Origin of the sequence: Phaeocystidibacter luteus (assembly GCF_008933115.1) — a bacterium.
Taxonomy (GTDB): Bacteria; Bacteroidota; Bacteroidia; order Flavobacteriales; family Schleiferiaceae; genus Phaeocystidibacter; species Phaeocystidibacter luteus.
In genome coordinates, this window is sequence record NZ_WBVO01000005.1 from 37,066 (window position 1) to 59,973 (window position 22,908).

At 49.1% G+C, this 22,908-nt stretch carries 10 protein-coding genes; 2 read left to right on the forward strand and 8 right to left on the reverse strand.

The window, feature by feature from the left end; translation table 11 throughout:
• Positions 1 to 13 precede the first annotated feature (13 nt).
• The 5 genes from F8C67_RS07560 to F8C67_RS07580 all read right to left on the reverse strand — a co-directional run bounded on the left by F8C67_RS07560 (position 14) and on the right by F8C67_RS07580 (position 5,938).
• Entirely contained in the window at positions 14 to 2,197 is a 2,184-nt protein-coding gene (locus F8C67_RS07560) for a response regulator (protein ID WP_151667228.1), read from the reverse strand.
• A gap of 78 nt (positions 2,198 to 2,275) precedes the next feature.
• Positions 2,276 to 2,746: a hypothetical protein gene (locus F8C67_RS07565; RefSeq protein ID WP_151667229.1), complete on the reverse strand. Its 471-nt coding sequence runs from the start codon at positions 2,744 to 2,746 to the stop codon at positions 2,276 to 2,278.
• 131 nt (positions 2,747 to 2,877) lie between these two features.
• Positions 2,878 to 4,002, reverse strand: a complete 1,125-nt coding sequence (locus F8C67_RS07570; RefSeq protein WP_151667230.1) for a hypothetical protein — start codon at positions 4,000 to 4,002, stop codon at positions 2,878 to 2,880.
• Positions 3,999 to 5,378, reverse strand: a complete 1,380-nt coding sequence (locus tag F8C67_RS07575; protein WP_151667231.1) for an outer membrane beta-barrel protein — start codon at positions 5,376 to 5,378, stop codon at positions 3,999 to 4,001. The genes F8C67_RS07570 and F8C67_RS07575 overlap by 4 nt, the downstream gene beginning before the upstream one ends.
• Positions 5,375 to 5,938 (reverse strand): RNA polymerase sigma factor, encoded by a 564-nt coding sequence (locus tag F8C67_RS07580; protein ID WP_151667232.1) that lies wholly within the window; start codon positions 5,936 to 5,938, stop codon positions 5,375 to 5,377. Before F8C67_RS07580 ends, F8C67_RS07575 begins: the two co-directional genes overlap by 4 nt.
• Before the next feature lie 296 nt (positions 5,939 to 6,234).
• Here F8C67_RS07580 and F8C67_RS07585 point away from each other — a divergent pair, with 296 nt between their 5' ends.
• Positions 6,235 to 6,954, forward strand: coding sequence for a YwaF family protein (locus tag F8C67_RS07585; RefSeq protein WP_170266398.1), 720 nt, complete (start codon positions 6,235 to 6,237; stop codon positions 6,952 to 6,954).
• Here F8C67_RS07585 and F8C67_RS07590 read toward each other — a convergent pair.
• Positions 6,946 to 7,767: a ZIP family metal transporter gene (locus F8C67_RS07590; protein ID WP_151667234.1), complete on the reverse strand. Its 822-nt coding sequence runs from the start codon at positions 7,765 to 7,767 to the stop codon at positions 6,946 to 6,948. The two genes, F8C67_RS07585 and F8C67_RS07590, sit on opposite strands and share 9 nt — an antisense overlap.
• A gap of 1 nt (position 7,768) precedes the next feature.
• Complete coding sequence (locus F8C67_RS07595; protein WP_151667235.1) at positions 7,769 to 8,437, reverse strand: metal-dependent transcriptional regulator; 669 nt, start codon at positions 8,435 to 8,437, stop codon at positions 7,769 to 7,771.
• Positions 8,438 to 8,518: 81 nt separating this feature from the next.
• Here F8C67_RS07595 and F8C67_RS07600 point away from each other — a divergent pair, with 81 nt between their 5' ends.
• Positions 8,519 to 10,864 (forward strand): TonB-dependent receptor plug domain-containing protein, encoded by a 2,346-nt coding sequence (locus F8C67_RS07600; RefSeq protein ID WP_151667236.1) that lies wholly within the window; start codon positions 8,519 to 8,521, stop codon positions 10,862 to 10,864.
• On the opposite strand, the gene F8C67_RS07605 is transcribed toward F8C67_RS07600, so the two are convergent.
• Positions 10,861 to 22,824, reverse strand: coding sequence for a T9SS type B sorting domain-containing protein (locus F8C67_RS07605; RefSeq protein ID WP_151667237.1), 11,964 nt, complete (start codon positions 22,822 to 22,824; stop codon positions 10,861 to 10,863). The two genes, F8C67_RS07600 and F8C67_RS07605, sit on opposite strands and share 4 nt — an antisense overlap.
• Between the last annotated feature and the right edge of the window lie 84 nt (positions 22,825 to 22,908).

Genomic DNA, 22,908 nt, shown 5'->3' on the forward strand with positions numbered 1-22,908 from the left:
GTCCTAGAAAAGTTTAAGCCTTCGCAAGCCATCTTTCAAGGGTGGCTTGCAGTTCGGCTTTCCGAACCGGTTTGCTCAGGTAATCGTCCATTCCATTATCTAACGCGTGCTCTTTATCCCCCTTCATCGTATTGGCGGTGAGGGCGATAATTGGGGTTTTCACATTTCGCTTTCGGAGTTCTACCGTGGCTTCTATTCCGTCTAATACAGGCATTTGCATGTCCATAAAGATGAGATCGTACGAAGCGGCATCAACCTTCTCGAGGGCGTCCTGCCCATTGACAGCCACTTCTATTTTATACCCAAGGCTTTTGAAGAGCATCGTAGCAATCGCTTGATTCATGGTGTTGTCTTCAACCATAAGAATTCTGGCTGCAGAATACTCAACCTCTGGATTGCTGGAGGTTTCCAACTGAATCTGCTTCTCCTTTCTCTGCTCCAGTGCACGACGAATCGTGTTGCGTAGCAATCTATGTCTCACAGGTTTCATTAGGCAATCGAACGCTAGCGCCTGGGCTTCTATCTCCTTAGTGGAAACGGTGATGTCCGATGAAAGCAAGATCGTGTCATATTCAAATGAATACGTGCGTTGCTTGAGTGCCTTCAAGAAATCCATTCCATTGAATTTGGGCATTTGATAGTCGAGAAGAATCAAGCGAGGCCGCAAGTCTTCTATGACTTCAAGTGCGCTAAGGCCAGAATTTACCGTGGTCACATTCGCATTCCAACTGGAAAGAAGTGAGTTTAGGACGAATAGATTGGTCTTGTTATCATCTATCACCAGGCAATCTAAACCCTGGAGGTCAATCGACTTTTCGCGTTCGTATTGAGCGAGGGCTCCTTTGAATGGAATTTGAAAAGTGAAAATTGACCCGGGGTTATCAGGATCGGAAACATGAGGGTTTGGGCTCTGAGCTCGAATGGATCCACCCATCAGCTCCACTAACAAGCGCGAGATGGTTGTGCCGAGACCTGTTCCACCAAACTTTCTCGTTGTGCTTCCATCTTCTTGGGTGAAGCTTTCAAAGATCAGCTCGAGATTCTCAGGCGAAATTCCTATTCCAGAATCTTCAATCGAGAACTCTATGCAAATGCGACCCTCTTCATCGGTACGCTTGTGCTGAACGTTGATAAATACCTGACCCTTCTCCGTAAATTTCACGGCGTTCCCAATGAGATTGATAAGGATTTGGGACACCCTCAAAGAGTCGCCATGCAGACTCATTGGAAGGGAGTCGTCTACCAAATAAATCAACTCCAGATCTTTGTCGGCAGCAAGGAATCGCTGCTGCTCTACAACGTCTTCTATGAGGTCTAGCAATACAAAGTCATGCTCATTGATTTCGAGCTTGCCGGCCTCAATTTTGGATAGATCTAAGATGTCATTAATGAGCTCTAGCAGAATATTTCCGGACCCTGCGATGATCTTCACGAGATCCTTCTGTTGGGCATCAAGTGTGCTTACGTCCAGGAGTTCTGTGGCGCCAATAATTCCATTCATCGGGGTGCGAATCTCGTGACTCATGTTCGCCAAGAATTCAGACTTAGACCTTGTGGCTTCTTCGGCTTGAACGAGTGCTTCTGAGAGCTCTCTTTTTTGCGACTTTACCGTTTCGATATTCGTCTCCGTTTCTCTGGTGAAAACGAAGAACATGAAGAAGATGGTTCCGATAACCAGCAAATCGTTCACCAATTGAACGTAGGATAAATACTCCTCTGGTAGTGGAAATACCGCGTCGTGGGACTTGATCCAAAAATCAACCGCGATGTAAATGGGAATGGAAATAAGGGATAAGGTCCACTTCAAAACAGGCCGATGTTCCCCGCTGAAGAAGATGAGTGACATTCCAATTCCGGGGAAGATGTAATACTGAAAATGCGATTCTACTCCGAAGAGTACGGGAAGTGTGATTAAGACGAGGTAAGAGAAAAGCAGGTAGACTACCCTGGAAGAAGTTGTAAAGCCGAGACTATTCAGAATGAAGGGTAAGGGCAAAATGAGCCCAACAACAACCGCTATATAAGCTAGTATTCGAGTTTCTTCGAGAGAGAAAAACAGATAGACAAAGACGAGGGAAGCGACACCAATTCCAAGGACAGACAAGCTGTTGACAATCCTTGTGATTTGCGTGATATGTGCGGATGAACGGGGAGTTACCCCAGCATCGATGAGCTTGGAAAGCAATCGGGTTCTCAATGGTGTGGCCTAGAGGTGAATTCACGTCTAAGTTACGCAACCACTGTTTCCTACACATTCAATATTGTAGGAACATTCCTAATTTCTGCGGACGCGTCGCTCTGTGATCTCCGTGGTGAGGTCAATCGCAAGCCTCACGTTATGGAAGTAATCATACCCACCGATGGCTTCTCCGTCATACTCATACCCACCGAACGAGTAGGTGAGGTAAAATCGATAGTAGCGATACGTGATTGAACCGCTATACGTATAGCCGGTTTCTTTATCTAAATCGTCCATGATGAGCATACTTGCTCCTCCTCCGATGTACCAGCCGTGGTGATTGCCCCAGGAGGTGTAAACAGGGAATCCAAGGTCCATTCCCATGGAAAAGAACTCATCGCTGAAACCCAATTCGTAGTTCATCATGAGCGCATCCCATGTGTAATACCCGAATCCTATTCCGTAAGATTCAAAGGTTGGAGAATAAGCGCCAGATATGCCGTACTGGGCTGATGAAGTGTAGGAAAACAAGCCGAGAAGAGCAATCCAGAGGAACTTGAGTTTCATGAGATGGGTAGGTAGGTTGTTGACTATAAAGTTAGGCAACTCACCGGAAACCTGCTCGGAAAAAAGAAAACCACGCCTTGAAGGGGGCGTGGTTGACTCGTGTTTTAGTTGATGTGCGCTACGCTAGTCCGTCATGGGTCCTTCGTAGCAACGGCAATGACGAAGTCTGCATCTTCTATGCGCATTTCGTCTCCGCTCGCGTCCTTGAGGAGAAATGAGCCGGTCAATCTGACCTTCTTCGTTGGACGACCGTCTAGGTCGTTTTCGTAATCGTTGATTTCTTCAATTTCAACCACACCTGGTGTTTCGTGAAGGGTGGTAGAATATACTCTTCCAGATTCTGTAGTGTAGGCAACCTCTAGTGTGTGAAACTGCTCAATATCTTCGGTGAAGTTTGGTTCTACACTGTAATTGAAGTCGACCTGACAAGGATCTGGACCACCTGGAGTTAGTGTGAGTGTTCGGATCATTCCCGTACCCGCTCCGCTGTTGTGCTGGAAGCTAGCTTCTACTTGAACGTCTTCTACACCATTGATGTTGATGAACTTCTCTTGGCCTTTACCCACGCTATTTCCGCGGATCTTCCAGTTTACCTCATTGAGCTTCATGTACTCGTTGTTCGGAATGAATACACGGTAACGAGTGTCGGTCACCGATTCAATCATGAAATAGGTGATCTCATCTGGAAATCTTGTGTCAATTACACGTGTTGTATGCGCTTCACAAGCAGAGGCATAAACTGTAGTAAGTGTGGTGTACGGCTGCGTAGTTCTGCGCGTAGTGTCCCATTCAAATACTGGGTTAATGTCCGTTGTGTGTGCACCGAATTGGAAGCTCCAAATGAAGCTCGAGTAAATCTCGTTGGAGAAAGTCGGTAGTACGGAAATAAGTACTTCGTCTTGATCTTCCGTTCTTCCTACCGTGGCTTGCAGATTCATCTGGCCCACACGTAGTGTACTGTCCACAGCTGTGGCCGAACCCGTGTTATCACCTCTGAATCGCACTGTCCACCCTGAGCGATCCGCCCCGGTAGAATTCATCAACCTACCTTCATAATGAGGCACTCCAGACGATTGGTTGTAATCCGTGTACATGTAGTACCCGTCCACACCAGCGGCATAATTCTTTTCGTCACCATCTACCAAAGCGTTCGCATAGAACACAGGAACTTCATCCATAGGAGGTAAAGGTGCGTCCTTGCGGCAACCTACTGCAATGACGAATATTGATATACTGAGTAATCCTATCTTTTTCATAGTCCAAGCATATAACGCGTTCCTACGCGGAGTTGAACCTGTCTATTCATTCCCGAATTCGGTCCGTCGAATCCATCTAACAATCCTACTGTTCCGTAAGCTGTAATTCTCCAGCGTTCGGTGAGTCGGTAGGCGTATCCAAATCTGAGACCTGCATCCACTGGGGCACTTCCAGATTCGGTGGTAAGCGCATTGTATGTGGTTACGGTTGCGGGCTCGAGTCCGTTTTCAACTACTGAGGTTGTAGTTCCAACTTCCAAAACGCGTATGCCTGCATACCCTCCAAACTCAATTTCGTGATCGCCAAGTGCATAAACTGCGGTAATAGGCAATTCGATGTATCCAAGTCGGCTACTTGTGAATTCACGTGACACTGTTCTTCTGCCGAAGCTGTACGATGTGAAATCGTCCGCTTTACTTTGTCCGTAACTAGCTCTGTGGCTGTAGAATACACCTGAGCGAACCATCCAATTTTCGGCGAAAGCAAGTTCCACCGGAATACCTCCGTAGAACGAAGGAACGGTACTGTAGTTGCCATTGCTCATTGAACTCATGTTGAGTCCACCTTCAAGTCCGAACGACCAGCGCATTACGCGGTGACGCGGACGTTGAACGATTGGGCTTTGGTCGTCTTCGGCTGCCATGGCCACCTCTTCTCCGGCTTCATCAGCGGTTTCTGTCACATCAGAAGAAGTGTTTGCAGCAACAACCTCTTTGGTAGTAACTGCTTCTTCAGAATTGTCCTCGGACAGATCCGGTGTTGTTTCTGCTACGCCGAGGTTGCTTTCGTTTCCAAGAGTGGAAGCAACTTCTGTGTTTGATGTATTCTGCACAGTGGATACTTGAGCCACTTGGGATTGAGATACAGCGACACTTTGCGTTGTGGTCTGCGAAACTTCGGTTTGCGTGAAGCTTGAATTATTAGCCGTGTTATTCGAGGTGTTGTTCGCTGAAGCAACATTGGTGGAAGGAGCCACCAGATTCTCATCTGGCTGTGGTTCGTTATAGCCAGAGCGTGGTTGAGGCTCAACAATTTCTGAATCGTCGAAAGCAACAGCTGCAGGATCCGCTTGCGGGAGCTCTGCGTTGTCAGCTTCGTTTTCGATTGTAGGGATAGTCGTTTCCGATTGTGAAGGCCATGCAATGGCGTTTGGCGCGATGGTATCGGAAGGCGAATTCACAACGGAGAACGCTGTAAATCCGAGAATAGCGGCAACCGACGCGGCGGTAGACCATCCAATGATGGCTCTACGGCGGCGGCGCTTTTCGCCGGCTATGATAAGACGCTCCGCGCCTTCCCAAGCCGCAGGATTAAACTCAACGGTTCGTTCGTTGAATTTTTTCCGGAATAATATTTCTAATTCCTTCTCCGTCATAACATGATGCTCGCCACTTTACTGACGAATCCTTTCAACTTTTTTTTCAACGTTTTCCGAGCTGTGCTTAGGTGCCATTTTGAGGTTCCTTCGCTGATGCCCAGCATCTCACCGATTTCTTTGTGGTTGTATCCGTCAACTACATACAGGTTGAAAACCTTCTGACTAACGGGTGGCAACTCACGAATCATAATCTCCAACTCTTCTGCATCAAACTGTCGGTCTGCTTCATTGAAGTCCATCGACGATACGGGTACATGCCCCTCTAGTTGATCGAAGAAAGCGTGACGATCTCTGTTCTTCTTGCGAAATTCATCAATTACCGTGTTGATGGTAATTCTTCGGATCCACGCTTCGAATGGAGTATCGTCGCTGTATTTATCTAATCTGGTTAGAATCTTGTAGAAGGCGAGATTGAGAAGCTCTTCTGCATTCTCTTTGTTCTTTTCGTAACGAAGGCAAACTCCCATCAAGATTCCATAACAGTCGCGGTACAGCTCAAACTGGGCCGCTCTCTCGTGCTTTCTGCACCTTGCTATGAGATCCTTGTTAATTTGCATTTCATTCAAAAAAGAAAATCCGGAGATCCAATGTACGTAATCGACACAGATCTCCGGATCATCGAACAATCCACCTACTGAACAACTAACCTAATTTTTGTTCTTTTTGTAAGGTCACGGAGACGCTTTCTAATTGTATAGACGCACACTCCGTAAAAAGGGTTGGGGGACTCGAAAAAAATTTCATAATCCACTTTCCTTTCACTTATAACTACGAGTGAAACGGCAGTTTGGTGCGCTGGAATGGAAATAATTTTTTCTTGTCGTATTTTAGGAGGAAACCTAAACTAACCTTCTTGGACCACCACATCGTAGAAATAGGAACCGGTGATTGGTATCAAGGCTGGGGCATCTTACTCATCCTTTGCCTTTCGGTTTTGTACCTACTCCCCCGCCTTGGCCGAAAGGGAATGCGCAGCGCTGAAAAAGTCTGGGCCCTACTGCTTTTCCTGAGCTGGGGACTCGAGCAAGTGGTGCTCATTCGAACGGGCAATTGGGATGCCACTTGGGCCCTTCCACTTCAACTTTGTTCGTTAAGCGGGATGCTCACCATCTTCACACTGATCACACGCAATAAGTGGACGTATTTATTCGTGCTTTTTTGGGGCATCAGCGGAGGCCTTCATTCATTCCTAACTCCAGAAATGACGTTGGGCGGACAAGGGGTCCTTTTCTTCACCTACATTTTTTGGCATTCATCCATCATTGCAATGCCGCTTTACTTCTTCTTTCAACACAAATGGGGAATACCAAGAAATGCCTTCCTCATTGTTTGGGGATGGACGCACTTTGTGTGGTTGGCCGTGGGTATACTCGATTACACTATCGGTGCCAATTACATGTATGTGATGGAGCCGCCTTTAGTGGATAACCCCTTTGTACAAGGCGCATTCCCGTACCACCTCATAGGGTTTGAAATAGCGGGTATTCTGCACTTTGGATTAACACATCTCGTGTTCAGGAAGCTGCAAAAGATAAAGTCGATCGGCGAATCGCCTATCTGGTTATCAGCCTAGCGAAACATCCAATATCATCATCACCAAGAAGCCACCAATAAAGCCTAGGGTGGATATGTCGGTGTACTTGTCCCGCTGACTTTCTGGAACGACTTCCTCAATAACCACGAAGATCATCGCACCTGCAGCGAATGCCAGCGCGTATGGCAAAATAGGCTCCATATAGAATACAGCCAACGCGCCCACTACACCTGCAACAGGCTCTACAATGGCCGAAAGCTGACCGTACCAAAAGCTCTTGCGGTTGGACACCCCTTGACGTTTTAACGGCATCGAAACGGCAATGCCCTCTGGAAAGTTTTGCAAGCCAATACCAATGGCCAAAGCGATTGCAGCACCAATCTCCGCACCCGGAACGCCCGCAGCCGCAGCGCCAAAGGCAACACCTACGGCCAATCCTTCAGGAATATTGTGTAGCGTGATAGCCAACACGAGCAGCGTCGTTCTATGCCAGTTGGTCTGTGGCCCTTCGCTTTCTTCCTTTTTAAAATTGATATGCAAGTGAGGAACAAATCGGTCTAGCGCAAACAAGAATAGCGCCCCAACACCAAAACCTATAGCTGGTGCCAACCAAGGTGAATCTCCGCGGTCTTCACTCATTTCAATCGCCGGGGCTAGCAAGCTCCAAAAGCTGGCAGCAATCATAACGCCACCGGTGAATCCGAGCATGCCATCGAGCCACTTCCTGCTCGCCGTTTTAAAGAAGAACACCGTAGCCGCACCCAAGGCGGTTAGCACCCATGTAAACGTTGTGGCAAGTAAGGCTTGAATTACGCCCGACTGACTCAAAAACCAATCTTGTATTGCCTCCATATTAGTTGAGTTTTTCTGTAACAAGCAGCTGTGAAACTACACCTTGAGGGAGAAGTTGTTCATTCCCATCCTCTCGCTGTACCAACATGCTCTGATCAAAATCTATATGCTCCACCACGCGCAGATGCGTGCCGAGCTCTAACTTCATTCTGTTTAAAAACTGTAGAAATGCGACGGACGAGTCACTTACCCCGGTCACGATGATCTCATCACCCGGACCAAAGCTCTGGAGCAACCTGCGCTCACGTTCCGGAAAGGATCCGTCTCTAGATGGTATTGGGTCGCCATGAGGGTCGAACTTTGGGTTGCCCAAAAAGGAATCCAACCGATCGGTCAACTCAGTCGATCGTATGTGCTCCAACTGCTCCGCCAAATCGTGAACCTCATCCCAATTGAATCCAAGCTTGTCTACCAAGAACGATTCCCACAAACGGTGTTTGCGGATCACTCTTACGGCTACTTCGCGACCTTCATCACTCAGCTTCACACCCTGGTACTTGATATAATCCACCAATCCCTTCTCCGAAAGTCGGCGAATCATATCCGTTACGCTCGAAGCTTTCGTCTCCAAGCGCTCGGCAATCTTATTCGTGCTCACTCCCTTTCCCGACTTCGTCGAAAGGCTCCATATGGCCTTTAGGTAGTTCTCTTCTGTGTAGGTTGTCTCCATGTTTCGAGCGACAAAGATATATAATTATTGATGTCGAAATATATTTTTAGACTAATCTAAAAATTGAACTATCTTTGCGGCATGAGAAACGTTGGACTACTGCTGTTCATTCTATTATTCAGCTCGTTAGCGCACGCACAAGTCGCCACTAAGGTTACCGTTGTGCTCGACAATCAACCCCTTCCGGGTGTCGAACTCACGTGCGGAGAAGCAAAGGCCGCCACCAATGTAGAGGGCGAAGCCACGCTCATGCTTCAACAAGCCGACACCCTCCATGTAAAAGCGTTTGGCATTCACCCTGTTTCCATTTACTTGAAACCCGGCGACGATATCACCATCGAAGCCGAAGCGCAAAACACGCGTCAATTTCTTGACCAGGTGGTCGTAACTACAACACGCAAACACCTCGATCGAAGAGAATCACCCATCGCTGTACAAGTGATGAACCGAGAGCTTTTACAGGCAACTCAGAGTATCAGTGTAGCTGAGGGACTCAACTTTCGTCCAGGTTTACGCATGGAATACAATTGCCAAAACTGTGGATTCTCACAGGTGAGATTAAACGGTTTGGATGGGCCATACACACAGGTTCTGATTGATGGTCGACCTATATTCTCTGCACTTTCTGGAGTATACGGTTTGGAGCAACTCCCCTCCTCGATGATTGAGCGCGTAGAGGTTGTGCGTGGAGGCGGCTCGAGCATGTATGGAGCGAATGCGATTGCCGGGACAATCAACCTGATCACTCGCGAACCTTTGGCTGACGAATGGGAAGTGAAAGCCCAAACCACCTTGAATGGCGGCGTTGCCCCAGATTATATTGTTCAAGGTCACTCGTCTTGGGTTACAGAAAAGTCAGGCGTACAGGTTTGGACATCCCTGCGCAGTCGAGAGCCGTTCAATGCCAACCCCGATGATTTGTACGACCGTAACGGCGATGGCATAGCTGAAACTAAAGACGACTTCTCCGAAATCACGAAACTGCGTTCTGCTTCTGTAGGAGGTCGTTATTGGTACCGCCCCAACTCACGTGAGCGCTACCAAATCGAAGGTCGGGGTCTTTATGAATTTCGCCGTGGCGGCAACCGATTCGACTACGAACCCCACGAGGCGGATATTGCGGAGCAACTCATTCACCGTGTTGGTGGATTTAACGGTCAATATGAATGGATTAGCAGCGATGGTTTGAGTTACTTGACGGTATATGGGGCGGCCAACTTCACCCAACGCGATAGCTACTACGGAGCGGGCGGAAATAGTCCGGATCCTGCGGAACGTGAACGCGCGCTACTCTACTATGGAGATACGCGAGATCAAATCGTCAATGCCGGAGCCTTTTATGGGTGGGGCTTAAACGAGCACCATACGCTTCTGGCGGGAATCGATTATCAATACAACCACGTAAACGATATCATGCCGGGGTACAACCGAAATATAGATCAAGCGGTATCCACACCGGCGGTTTATGCCCAGTGGCAATGGAAAATCAACGATAAATGGACATCCCAAGTAGGTGCCCGATATGACCGTCCTACCATTCAAAGCGTGAATGCGTTCGCAGGTGAGCCGGCATACGTAGGCACCGACTCGTACGATGCAATTAACCCGCGCTTCAGTCTACTGTATAAGGTGTCTTCTCACATGCGTGTACGTGGTAGTGTGGCAACAGGCTTCCGTGCACCTCAGGCGTTTGACGAAGACCTGCACATTTCTACTTTGGGTGGGGCGGCTAGAATCGTTCAACTCGACCCCAATCTCGATGTGGAAAGGTCCATCAGTTACAACTTGGGTGTGGAATGGGATTACCACCTCAACAGATGGGAAGGAAGAATCAGTATTGATGGATTCTACACGGACTTGATGAATCCGTTCGTGAATCAACCATTCACGGGAGCTATAGTAGACAATGGGGATACCATAGCCATTTTGGACACCAAGGTGAATGATCCAAATGGCGCTACGGTAGCTGGGGCAAATATTGAAACCGAATGGGCTCAAACCAACTGGACACTTCAACTAGGCTGGACACTCCAAATGGCGACATATGCCGAAGCGAGAGAGTGGTATGAGGGGTGGGCGTCCAATCGCATCCTAAGAGCACCTCAGAACTATGGATATGCTATTGTGGCTTATATACCCAATGAGCGATGGAGAGTGGACATGTCCACCACCGTAACTGGGTCAATGGTCACTCCAAACGAACGATTGGGCATACTGGTTGAGACCCCTTGGTTCGTCGATGGAAATTTATCGGTGCAGCGCACGTGGGAAATAAAAAACGCCCACCTCACATTGGAGGCAGGCGTGTATAATGTTCTCGATATGTATCAATCCGACGTCGAGATTGGCTGGGAAAGAGATGCTAGCTACTTCTACGGGCCTATTCGCCCTCGAAGCTATTACCTCAGCCTTACTTACGGGCTCTAGTGGATGACCACTACGTGTCCTCGTTTCTCGACGTTATCCGACACAAATTCCCATACGTAGACGTCCTCTTTACAAAGCGATCCATCGTCTCTGCGTCCGTTCCAGAATTCATTAAACGGATCGTGCGAGCTGAACACTAGGTTCCCCCAGCGGTCAAAGATTTGGAACCTTGAAGGGCCGATACATTCGCTACCGAAGATGGCGTACTTCTCGTTGATTCTATCTTCATTCGGTGTAAACGCATTTGGAATGTGGAGGTAATCACCTTCCTGATCGACACCCATGTAGATGTAGAATGTGCTATCGCAACCCAAGGCATCTGAAATGGTCACTTCGTGTGAGCCCGGAGTGATGTCACTCGCAATACCCGTAAATGGTTCACCGTCGAAATAGTAGTAGTACGGCGGTGTTCCACCCTGACTGTTGAGCTCTACATATCCATCGGCAGAGTTCGGACAAGTTGCAAACTCCACGTAGATGTCTGTTTCTATCGGATCATTTTCTACAACCTCGATGGTATCTTGAATAATACATCCGTTGCCATCAACCACCGTGTAAGGATAAACTCCTACTGGCAGACTGGTAATATGCTGACCAGATTGGCCGTGGTTCCAGCTCACGCTGTACGGTGGAGTTCCACCAAATGGTGTTACGTCGATTTCACCCGAGTTCGTTCCGCCGCAGTTCACCATCACCACGTTTGCGTTTACGCCGAGGTCTTCATTCGGACCAATAATGTCCACACTATCCGTCTTATAACAACCGTTGGCATCGTAGATTTCTACGCCATATCGGCCTACGGGTAGATTGAAGATCGTATCGGCGGTTGACCCGTCGAACCACACAACGGTGTACGGTGCGGCACCACCCGAAATCTGTACTCTGGCAACACCATCGGCTTCACCATAACAACGCACTGGGTTCAACATTCCTGCTGCTGCGTTGAGTCCGGCATTTGGCTCTAGCACCGTTGCGTCAAAAGTTCCCACACAACCGTTGGCGTCTGTTACGGTAAGCGTATAAAGTCCAGCAAATAGTCCTTGAATGGTGTCTGACGCAGAGCCGTTGCTCCATGAAAGTTGATAAGGCGGTGTTCCACCTGTTACTTGCGAACTGATGATCCCTGCCGCGTCGCCTTTACACATCACATGTTGAAGGACGTTGAGGTTCGCAGAAATATCAGACTGTGGTTGAGAGATAATCACACTTGTGCTATCTACACACCCATTGGCGTCGGTTACGAGTGCAACGTATGATCCGGCACTCAAGTTAGCAATGGTGTCATTAGAAGAGCCATTCGACCAAGAGATGCTGTATGGAGCCGTACCGCCCGAAATGGCGACGAAAGCTTGACCATCATTTCCATCGTAACACGATACATTCTGAATGAATCCTACGCTTGCGCTCAATGACGATGCAGGCTCCGTGATGTCGAATACAACCGTATCTGAACATCCATTCGCATCTGTTACGGTAGCAATGTATTGTCCTGCAACAAGATTGTTAATCGAGTTACCAGTTGCGCCACTATTCCAAGAAACATTGTAAGGTCCAACTCCACCTGAAACCGAAATGCTGGCAAAGCCATCCATCCCACCGTTACACATCACGTTGCCACGACCCGTTTTCGCAATATTGATCGGTGTAGGCTCCGCAATACTTACCGATAGCGTTGCTGTACACCCGCTTGCGTCAGTTACGGTTAAAGTGTATGTACCCGCTGTTAGGTTCGCGAGGTTCTGCGTTGTAGCTCCGTTGCTCCAGCTATACGAATATGGTGTTGTGCCACCTGAAACAGTTGTCTGAACCGCCCCATCGTTTCCTCCATTACAAGATACGTCTACCGTGCTCGCTGCGGCCACGGTCATTCCCGATGAAGGCTGAGTAATCACAACCTGCGATTGGTCAGTACAACCGTTGGCATCGGTTACCGTAACTGTGTAAGTGCCGGCAACTACGTTGTTGATCACAGAGGTGCTTGCCCCGTTGCTCCAACTGTATGTGTATGGTCCTGTGCCGCCTGACGCAGAAACACTGGCCGATCCTGTAGCAGTGCCAAAGCAATTGACATGGCTAAGTACACCTGCGCTTGCACTCAGTGGCGTTGCAGGCTGTGTAATGTTGACAGACGTGCTTGCGATACAACCGTTGGCATCCGTAACGGTAACTGTATAGCTACCTGCGGTTACATTGCTCATGTTGGCCGTTGTTGCTCCATTGCTCCAGCTATACGTATAAGGTGACGTTCCGCCTGTAACATTTGCTGTTGCCGAACCATCGGTTCCTCCAAAGCAGTTCACATTAGAGTTTACTGTTGCTGAAACAGACAAGCCACTAGCCGGTTGTGTAATCACAACGGTTTGAGAGGTCATACATCCGTTTGCATCAACAATGGTAACCGAGTACGATCCAGCAGGAAGGTTTGAAATAGTATCCGTTGTTTGTCCGGTAACCCAGGTAACTGTGTACGGGGCCGTGCCTCCAGAGTATGTGACATATGCTTCACCCGTTGCGCCGCCAAAACAGTCAACGTGACTGAGAATAGTCACCGCGCTGCTCAAGGCTACCGCCGGTTCTGTGATGGTGACTGACGCATTTGCTGTACAGCCATTGGCATCCGTAACCGTTACGGTGTACGTACCCCCAGCCACATTGTTGATGGTAGCGGTTGAAGCGCCATTGCTCCAGCTATAGGTATACGGACCTGTGCCACCAGATGCGCCTGCAGAGGCGGTGCCGTTGGCCGCTCCATTACAAGTTACATTGCTTGAGCTCAAGATTGCCACGGCGACTGCAGTGGCCGGCTCGGTGATAACAACGTTCGTGTTTGTAGAACATCCGTTAATATCTGTTACAGTAACCGTGTAAGTACCCGCTGCAACATTGTTCAAGCTGGCGCCTGTAGTTCCGTTGCTCCAGCTATAGGTATACGGAGCAGTGCCGCCGCTTGCGCTTGCTGTGGCAGACCCATTTGACCCACCAAAGCAGCTTACATGATTGTTGATTGAAGCCGATATTCCGATTGCACTAGCCGGCTGAGTAATGGTAACCGACTCCGTAGTTGAACATCCGTTTGCATCTGTAATTGTTGCGGTATAAGTACCTGCAACTACATTTGAAAGGGTATCATTTCCTGAACCGTTGCTCCAACTCACCGAGTATGGCGCCGTACCTCCGGTAACTGATACATAGGCTTCACCATTGTTTCCGCCAAAGCAGTTCACATTTGAAATCACGGAACTCGTGCTTGTCAATGCCGAAGCTGGCTGAGTAATGACAACCGTAGTAGTAGCCGTACATCCATTCGCATCTGTAACTGTTGCCGTGTAAGAGCCAGCGGCAAGGTTAGCAATGATGGCTGTAGTTGCCCCATTACTCCAAGAAATGGAATACGGAGCTGTGCCGCCGGTAATGTCAATTTCAGCTGAACCAGTTGTATTGCCAAAGCAATCTACATCAGCACTGTTCAAAAGGGTAACCGCAAGTGCGGCTGATGGCTGCGTGATTGTCACACTGGCCGTATCTGTACATCCGTTGGCATCCGTTATCGTTACGGAATACGTTCCAACAATCAAACCAGAAATGTTCGCAGAAGTAGCTCCATTGCTCCAACTGTACGCATACGGAGCAACGCCCCCAGTCGCGCTTGCCTGAGCCGAACCGGTTGAGTTTCCAAAGCAGTCTACGTTGGATACAACAACAGCACTTGCGCTGATAGCACTAGATGGCTCTGTGATTGTCACCGATTCATTTGTAGTACATCCATTCGCATCCGTAATGGTGACGGTGTACGTGCCCGCAGTCAAGTTGCCAATAGTATCGGTTGTGGCACCGTTCGACCAGCTCACAGCATATGGAGCTGTGCCGCCAGTATAAGTAATGAATGCCCGGCCATCGTTTCCTCCGAAGCAGCTTACATTGCTTAGCACGACGCTTGTACTTGAAAGCGCAGCTGCCGGTTGTGTAATGGTAATCGAGAGGGTATCTGTACAACCGTTTGCATCGGTCACAGTAACACTGTACGTTCCTGCTGTGATGTTAGCATTCAATGCTGTGTTAACCCCATTGCTCCAGGCAATGGTATATGGAGCCGTGCCACCTACAATCGTAATTTCTGCCGATCCAGTTGCGTTGCCAAAGCAATCCACATTCTGGCTACTCAATAAGCTCACCGCAAGAGCAGATGCTGGTTGAGTGATGATTACACTAGAAGTATCTGTACATCCATTTGCATCCGTTACCGTCACAGTGTAGGTTCCAGCAATCAAGCCAGTAGCGCTAGCCGCAGTTGCTCCATTACTCCAGCTGTAGGTGTATGGTGCTGTTCCGCCCGTAGCACTCGCTTGGGCCGATCCAGTTGCTGAACCGAAGCAATCCACATTTGATTGCACAACAGCACTTGCACTTAATGCCGATGCTGGTTCGGTTATCACTACTGTATCCTGTCGCGTACAACCGTTCGCATCCGTGATGGTTACGGTGTACATTCCAGCCGTTAGGCCGCTAATGGTATCTGTAGCCGCACCGTTGCTCCAATTCACCACATAAGGAGAAGTGCCTCCAGAGTATGCAACGGAAGCCTGACCGTCGTTTCCACCAAAGCAATTCACATCGCTGATTACAGATGCGAGAACTCCAACGGAACTCGAAGGCTGTGTAATGACTATGCTTGAAGTATCCGAACATCCATTTGCATCTGTTACAGTGACGGTGTACGTTCCCGCAGCAAGGCCTGTAGCTATTGCCGTGGATTGGCCATCACTCCATGCGTATGTGTATGGAGCCGTTCCACCGGTTGCGCTCGCCGTACCAGATCCCGTATTGGTTCCAAAACAAAGAACATTAGAAGTGACCGTTGCCGAAGCGCTCAATGCGCTTGCAGGCTGGGTGATAGTTACTCCAACTGTTACTTGGCATCCGTTACTATCGGTAACCATTACCGTATAACTCCCCGCAGCAAGACCAGTAGCTGTATCACCAGACGCGCCGTTACTCCATGCATAGGTGTAAGGTGCATCACCGCCGGTAGCGGTTGCGACCGCAACGCCATCAGTGCCTCCAAAACAATTGACAGCACTAAACTCAACAGCGGTAAGACTTAACACAGAAGAGGGTTGAGTGATTACCACAGAAAGGCTATCCTGACAACCATTGTCATCGGTTACCGTCACCGTGTATGTTCCCGCCGGAAGACCAGAAGCCAAGGCAACAGATGTTCCGTGATCCCAATCGAAGCTATACGGCGGAGTACCACCTGTAGCACTGGCAAGTGCAGATCCGTCAGACCCTCCCAAACAACGAACGTTGTTGAGCACATCAATTGAAACGGTCACTGAAGAATCAGGCTGTGTCATTGTCACGTGAGCCGTGTCTGTACAACCATTCGCATCGGTTACAGTAACGATATAAAGTCCGGTATCAAGGCCAGTGGCAGTGATCCCCGCCTGGCCGTTGCTCCAAGAATAGCTATATGGTGGTGTACCTCCAGTAGCTGTTGCTGTAGCGTATCCATCAGATCCGCCGAAACAGTTCACTGGGAAGAGCACACTTGCCGAAGCATCTACAGAACTTGATGGTTCAGTAATGGTCACTTGGGCAGTATCCATACAACCTTGGGCATCAGTTACAATGACGGAGTGAGTTCCGGCAGCCAGATTATTTGCTGTGGCTGTAGTTTGACCATCAGACCACAAATAGGTGTACGGTGAAGTGCCGCCTTGCGCAAATACATTTGCACTACCATCAGCACCACCTAGGCAGCTCACATTGTTAATCACTGTCGGTGTGAGAATGATATCCTGAGGTGGCGATTGAATATTCACGTTCGTAGTAGCCTCGCAACCAAGTGCGTCGGTTACCACAACAGTATGATTTCCAGCAGCAAGACCAGTTGCTGTATCTGTGGTTTGGCCATCACTCCATTGGTAGGTAAATGGAGCAACACCATTGGTTACCGTTACATAGGCGGCCCCGTCAGCACCACCGTAACAACTCGTTGTAGCATACGCGGTAGCTGCGGCCATGATATCTGTGGCAGGCTCAGTAATAACGACAGAAACAAGATCCTGACAACCCATTGAGTCTGTAACAAGCACAGCGTAATTTCCAGCTACTAGCCCGGTTGCTGTATCGCCTGTTTGACCATCACTCCACGCATAGGTATATGGCGCTGTACCACCCGTAGCATTGGCCCAAGCAATACCATCAGAACCACCAAAACAAGTAACGTTTGCTACGACCGTTCCTCCCGCCGTAACCGGCGCAGTAGGTTGGGTAATAAAGACTCTAGCGGTATCTGTACAACCGTTCGCGTCGGTTGCTGTAACCACGTACCATTGAGAACTCAAGGTCGTCGTATTCGCGCCGGTCACACCGTTACTCCACGTGAATGTATAAGGTGGAGTTCCACCCGTTGCCGATGCCGAAGCAGTTCCATCATTTCCTCCGAAACAAGAAACAGGAGCGGTCATACTTGCGGATGCATTAACTGCACTTGCAGGTTGTGTGATCGTAACTGTGGCACTATCTACGCATCCATTGGCATCTGTCACAACAACGGTGTGTGATCCTGCCCAAAGTCCTGTTGCCGTTCTGGTGGTTTGTCCATTACCCCACAAATAGGTGTAAGGGGAAGTGCCACCTGTAGCGGAAGCTCGAGCTGAAGCGCTTGAGTCGCCCAAGCACAACACTTGCGACAGAACAGTCGCCGATGCAGAAACAGCCGTCGCCGGTTCTGTTATGGTAATAGTAGCCGTAGTAACACAAGCATTCGCATCGGTTACTGTAACCGTGTGTGTTCCAGCGGCAAGTGCTATCGCGGTATCGTTCAACTCGCCATTCGACCAGCTATAAGTGTACGGCGGTGTGCCGCCAGAGCCCGTCGCATATGCGGAACCATCAGATCCCCCAAGGCAAGAAACACTTGAGATCCCAGCTGTTGTAGCCGAAACTTGAGTAGGTTGAGTCAGCGTCACATCCGCTGTGGTCTGACATCCCAAGCTATCGGTGATTGTAACGGTATATGTTCCAACGGCTAAACCGGTAATAGTGTCGTTCGATGAACCCGTGCTCCAACTGTAGGTATACGGAGCCCATCCGCCAGATGCGGTGGCGTAAGCCGTCCCATCCGAACTTCCGAAACACGTAATAGTCAGCGCATCAATAGCCGTTGCAGAAAGCGGAGTTGCCGGTTCTGTTACGGTTACATCGATAGAATCCTGACATCCATTGGCGTCGGTTATAACTACAGTATATGTTCCTGCAGCCAAGCCTGTTGCAGAGTCTCCAGTTTGACCATTACTCCATGCAAACGTGTACGGCGAAGTACCACCGTTTCCATTTACCGCTGCCCAGCCATCGGCATCGCCAACGCAGGAAACGGCCCAAACCTGAGAAATACTCACGCTAACAGCAGAAGCCGGTTCGGTTATCACAACCGTAACAGTGTCGGTACAACCAAGGCTGTCCGTTACAGTAACGAGGTGCGAACCTGCACTCAAGCCCGTTGCAGTAGAGGAGGTCTGACCATTTGCCCAGAGGTATGTATACGGTGCAGTTCCTCCAGAGCCAATAGCTGTAGCCTGACCATCGGAACCTCCAAAACATGAAACTGGATTGTCCATCGTAGCGCTCACGTCTACCGCAGTAGCAGGCTGTGTGATTGTAACTGAATCTAGAACAGAGCAACCGTTAGCATCAGTTACTGTAACTGTATGATTTCCGGCCGACAAGCCTGTTGCAGTTGCCGTAGTTTGGCCATTAGCCCATAGGTATGTAAATGGAGGAGTTCCTCCAGATCCTGCAGCTGTTGCAGAACCATCTGCGCCACCAAAGCAGCTAACATTTGCCACAACAGTTGTTGATGTTGCGATAGAATCTGGCTCACCAACGACTACCGAGCTTGAGCTTGTACAGCCGTTTGAATCGACCACAAATACCGTGTAAGTTCCAGCGGAAACCCCTGTAAGGGTGTCGCCAGTATATCCTGTGCTCCACGAAATGGTATACGGGGCAGTCCCCCCAGTGGCGGTTCCATAGAGAATTCCATCGGCTCCATTATAACAAGAGATGGTTCCAATAACCGCAGCCGTCACATCTAGGTCAGCTGCTGGAGGTGGAACATCCAACGTGTCCATCAAAATACAGCCATTCGAATCTGTAATCGTAACAGCGATCAATCCTCCACCTAGACCAGAGATTGTGTCATTCGTAGTACCGTCTCCCCACACAAACGAGTACGGAGGAGTGCCACCAGACACTGTGATGTATCCTGATCCATTAGACACGCCACACGTAGGCGCAGTAATCAAGGTAGATGTTGAAGAAAGTGCACTTGCCGGCTGCGCTATGGTCACAAAAGCTGAATCTTGACAACCATTGGCATCGGTCATTATAACATGATAGTTTCCAGGAATTAAGCCTGAAGCAGTCTGCCCAGTCTGACCGTCGCTCCACAAGTATGTATACGGAGAAACCCCTCCTGATCCGTTCGCAGTAGCAGTACCATCAGCTCCACCAAAACAGTTGACGTCCGTTTTTGTGATAATGGCCGCAAGCGGCATAGAAGGCGTAGTGATTTCGATGGAATCCGTTTGAACACAACCGCGGTTGTCTGTTACGGTTACCCAATAAGTACCAGGGGATAACATGTTAATAGATGAAGTCGTTGCCCCTGTATTCCACAAATACGAGTATGGCGCTTCTCCCCCAGAAGGAGCAGAACTAGCAGATCCATCAGAAAGACCGAAACATGTAATCATGCTTCCGGTGACATTCAACAAAAGTGAATCTGGCTCTGTAACCACTACTGTATTTGTATCGGTACAGCCCATACTGTCAGTTACCGTAACTATGTAGCTACCAGCGGAAATGCCGGTGATAGTATCACCCGTCATTCCATTGCTCCACGCATAAGTGTATGGTGGAACACCACCAGAAGCAGAAGCGTACGCGGTTCCATCGCTGGCGCCGTTACACGTGATTGTTGTTCCATCTGCCGCACCTACAAGTAGTTCGAAAGCTGGCTCGAAAATGTTCACCAGCGATGTATCTGTACATCCGTTGGCATCGGTCACGGTGAGAATGTAATTACCACCAGCAAGACCCGTGATATTCGGACCCGTCATGCCGTTGCTCCAAGAATAGGTGTACGGCGGCGTGCCGCCTGAAGCTGTTGCATTCGCTGATCCATTCACATCACCTCGACAAGTAACACCAACGGTGCTTGAGGTTCCAGCAATCAAAGCTGAAGCAGGCTGTGTGATTGTTAAGCTCACCGAATCCTGGCAACCATTAGCGTCGGTTACCACAACTGTGTGTGTACCAGCCGATAGGTTGGTTGGATTAGCAGTAGCTTGACCAGACGTCCATGCATACGTATAAGGAGTCGTCCCCCCTGTTACGGTGATGGTTGCTTCGCCCGTGCTGTCTCCAAAGCAAAGCACATTGGCATCAACAACACCAGAAACATTAAGGGCGGTTGGCTCGGTCAATGTGAATACTGCAGTATCCTGACAACCATTGGCGTCAGTGATTGTGGCAGTGTAGGTTCCAGCGGTTAACCCAGAAATGGTGTCTGTTGAAGCGCCGTTAGACCAAGAGATTGTATAAGGAGATGTGCCTCCAGTGATACCAACATATCCAGATCCATTTGAATCGCCAAAGCAGAGGATGGTTTGAAGAATACTAGCCGTAGCCACCAACTCTGCGCTCGGCTCCGCAATTGTTACGGTTGCAGAATCCTGACAACCGTTGGCGTCGGTTACCACCACGGTATATGTTCCTCCACTTACACCCGTGATTGCGGTATCAATTACCCCATTGCTCCATTCATAGTCATATGGAGGAGTTCCGCCGGTAGCGTTTGCAGTTGCACTTCCATCAGCATCGCCAAAGCAAAGCACATCTGTGGAATCCGTAATGGCAACTGTCAACGAAGCGGTTGGTTGCGTAATGTTGATGGTTGCACTATCTGAACAGCCACGGCTATCCGTAACTACAACAGAATACGAACCGGCAGGTCCAGTGATTGAGCTTGTTGTATCACCTGTATTCCACACATAAGAATATGGAAGTGTTCCGCCTGAAACAGCAACAGAAGCTACCCCATCATTTCCACCGAAGCACGAAACGGGCGCATCCATAGCTATGCTGAGGGTAAGTGCACTGTCTGGTTGAGTCATCACAAGCGCAAGTGTATCCGTACAACCAACACTGTCGGTTACGATAACCGTATGGCTTCCAGCGGTCAAGCCAGTTGCAGTATCGTTGGTTTCACCATTGCTCCACAAGTAAGTGTAGGGTGATCTTCCTCCGGTTGCTACCACAACGCCCACACCGTCTGCCCCACCAAAGCAGGAAATAGGTGCTTCAAGAATAGTGAGTCCCCCAACAGGCTGAGCCGGTTGAGTTAAGGTTGTTGTCAACGAATCGGTACACCCGTTCGCGTCTGTAACAACTACGGAATACGTACCAGCTACAAGGTTGTTACGGAGACTATCTGTATTACCGTCATCCCATAACACCGAGTATGGCGGCGTTCCACCCGTTATCAAAATGTCTAGTGATCCAATACTGTCGCCAAAGCACAAAATTTCATTCTGATTCTGAATCGCAACAGCTATTGGTGAACTCGGTTGAGTCAAGTTTACGACTATAGAGTCTGTACACCCGTTGGCGTCTGTAACATAATAGGTATACGTTCCCGCGCCAATGTTTGAGAGTGTGTCTTGCAATGCGCCGTTTGACCACGACGTAGTATAAGGTGGAGTTCCTCCGGTGACGAACCCACCGAGTGTCCCGTTTAAGTCACCAAAACATTGAATACTGTCTATTATATCGACGTTGGCGACTAAGGAGTCGGGTTCGGTGACCGTTACTTGAACGGTATCCGTACAACCGCCGCCGCTGGTTACGTAAATTTCATACGTCCCAGCGCCAAGGTTGTAAACCGTGTCGCTTGTTGCACCGGTAGACCATAAGTAGGTGACGGGTGGCGAACCTCCCCAAACGTCAACCCACGCCCAGCCGTCGGTATCGCCGTGACAAGAAACCTGAGCGCCTTGTTGAGCGATTGCCCAACCACACCCACCAAAGGTGAACGAAGGAGTGCTGTCGGTAATAGCAATGAAGATGCTGTCTCCATCGCTGAATAGGTTATCATTGACACCACCGATATCCGAAGCAGAACCACCTAGCGCCGAGTTAGGCGAGGTGGCCGTTGCAAAAATCATTCGAATGGAATCTGTAGGACTCACCCCTAAACTGTCGTAGGGAATGTAGAAGTCTATAAATATTGGGTCAGAAAGAGGACAGTTCGTGTACCCGGCATGACTTCGTTGAGAGTGCGACGCGCCTGGGTAAGAAGAAAGTGTTGTTCCGGTTGTAGTACCATCAACATCCATGATAGAAACCAAGCCCCCGGCATTTGTGCCATAAATAACTTCAAGTTCAAAACCTGGGTTTCCTGCAACTGCATTTGGGTCGGCCCCTGCGCCTGTAAAACCCATTTTGTTATCGGTATCAATAAGGAAACTGAATCCGTAGGCCCCTGTAACATTCCGAGCAATTCGAATCCGATACATCAAAAATTCATCGCCGTTGCCTGGCATTGCATCTGGATCTCCGAGATACCAATATCCGGCACTCATAGGATAACCAGGGTTGTCTACAATTTCAGACTTACCGCAATCGTTACCCCCTTGCAAATCTGCAGGAGGCTCTGCGGTGAGGTGAAACATCGGAATCATTGGGTACTCAAAATCGAACGATTCATCGATAACCACAGAGGTATCAATGGCACCACCCGAAGCGGAAATCCACCCGTCTGAATTCGGATCAAGTATGGTACCGGAAGATGGGTCGTAAATCCAACCAATCTGTCCAAAGGCCATTACATGAACCAATGTCAGAGCTAGAAGCCATACGCGCCGTTTGCAGGGAAGCGAGTAAAGGCTTTTCATGACGATATGATTTTAGGTCTCATCTGGTCGTCGTCAGCACTACTAAGAATGTAGTTTGAACGAACTTTTCAAATCTACATGCCT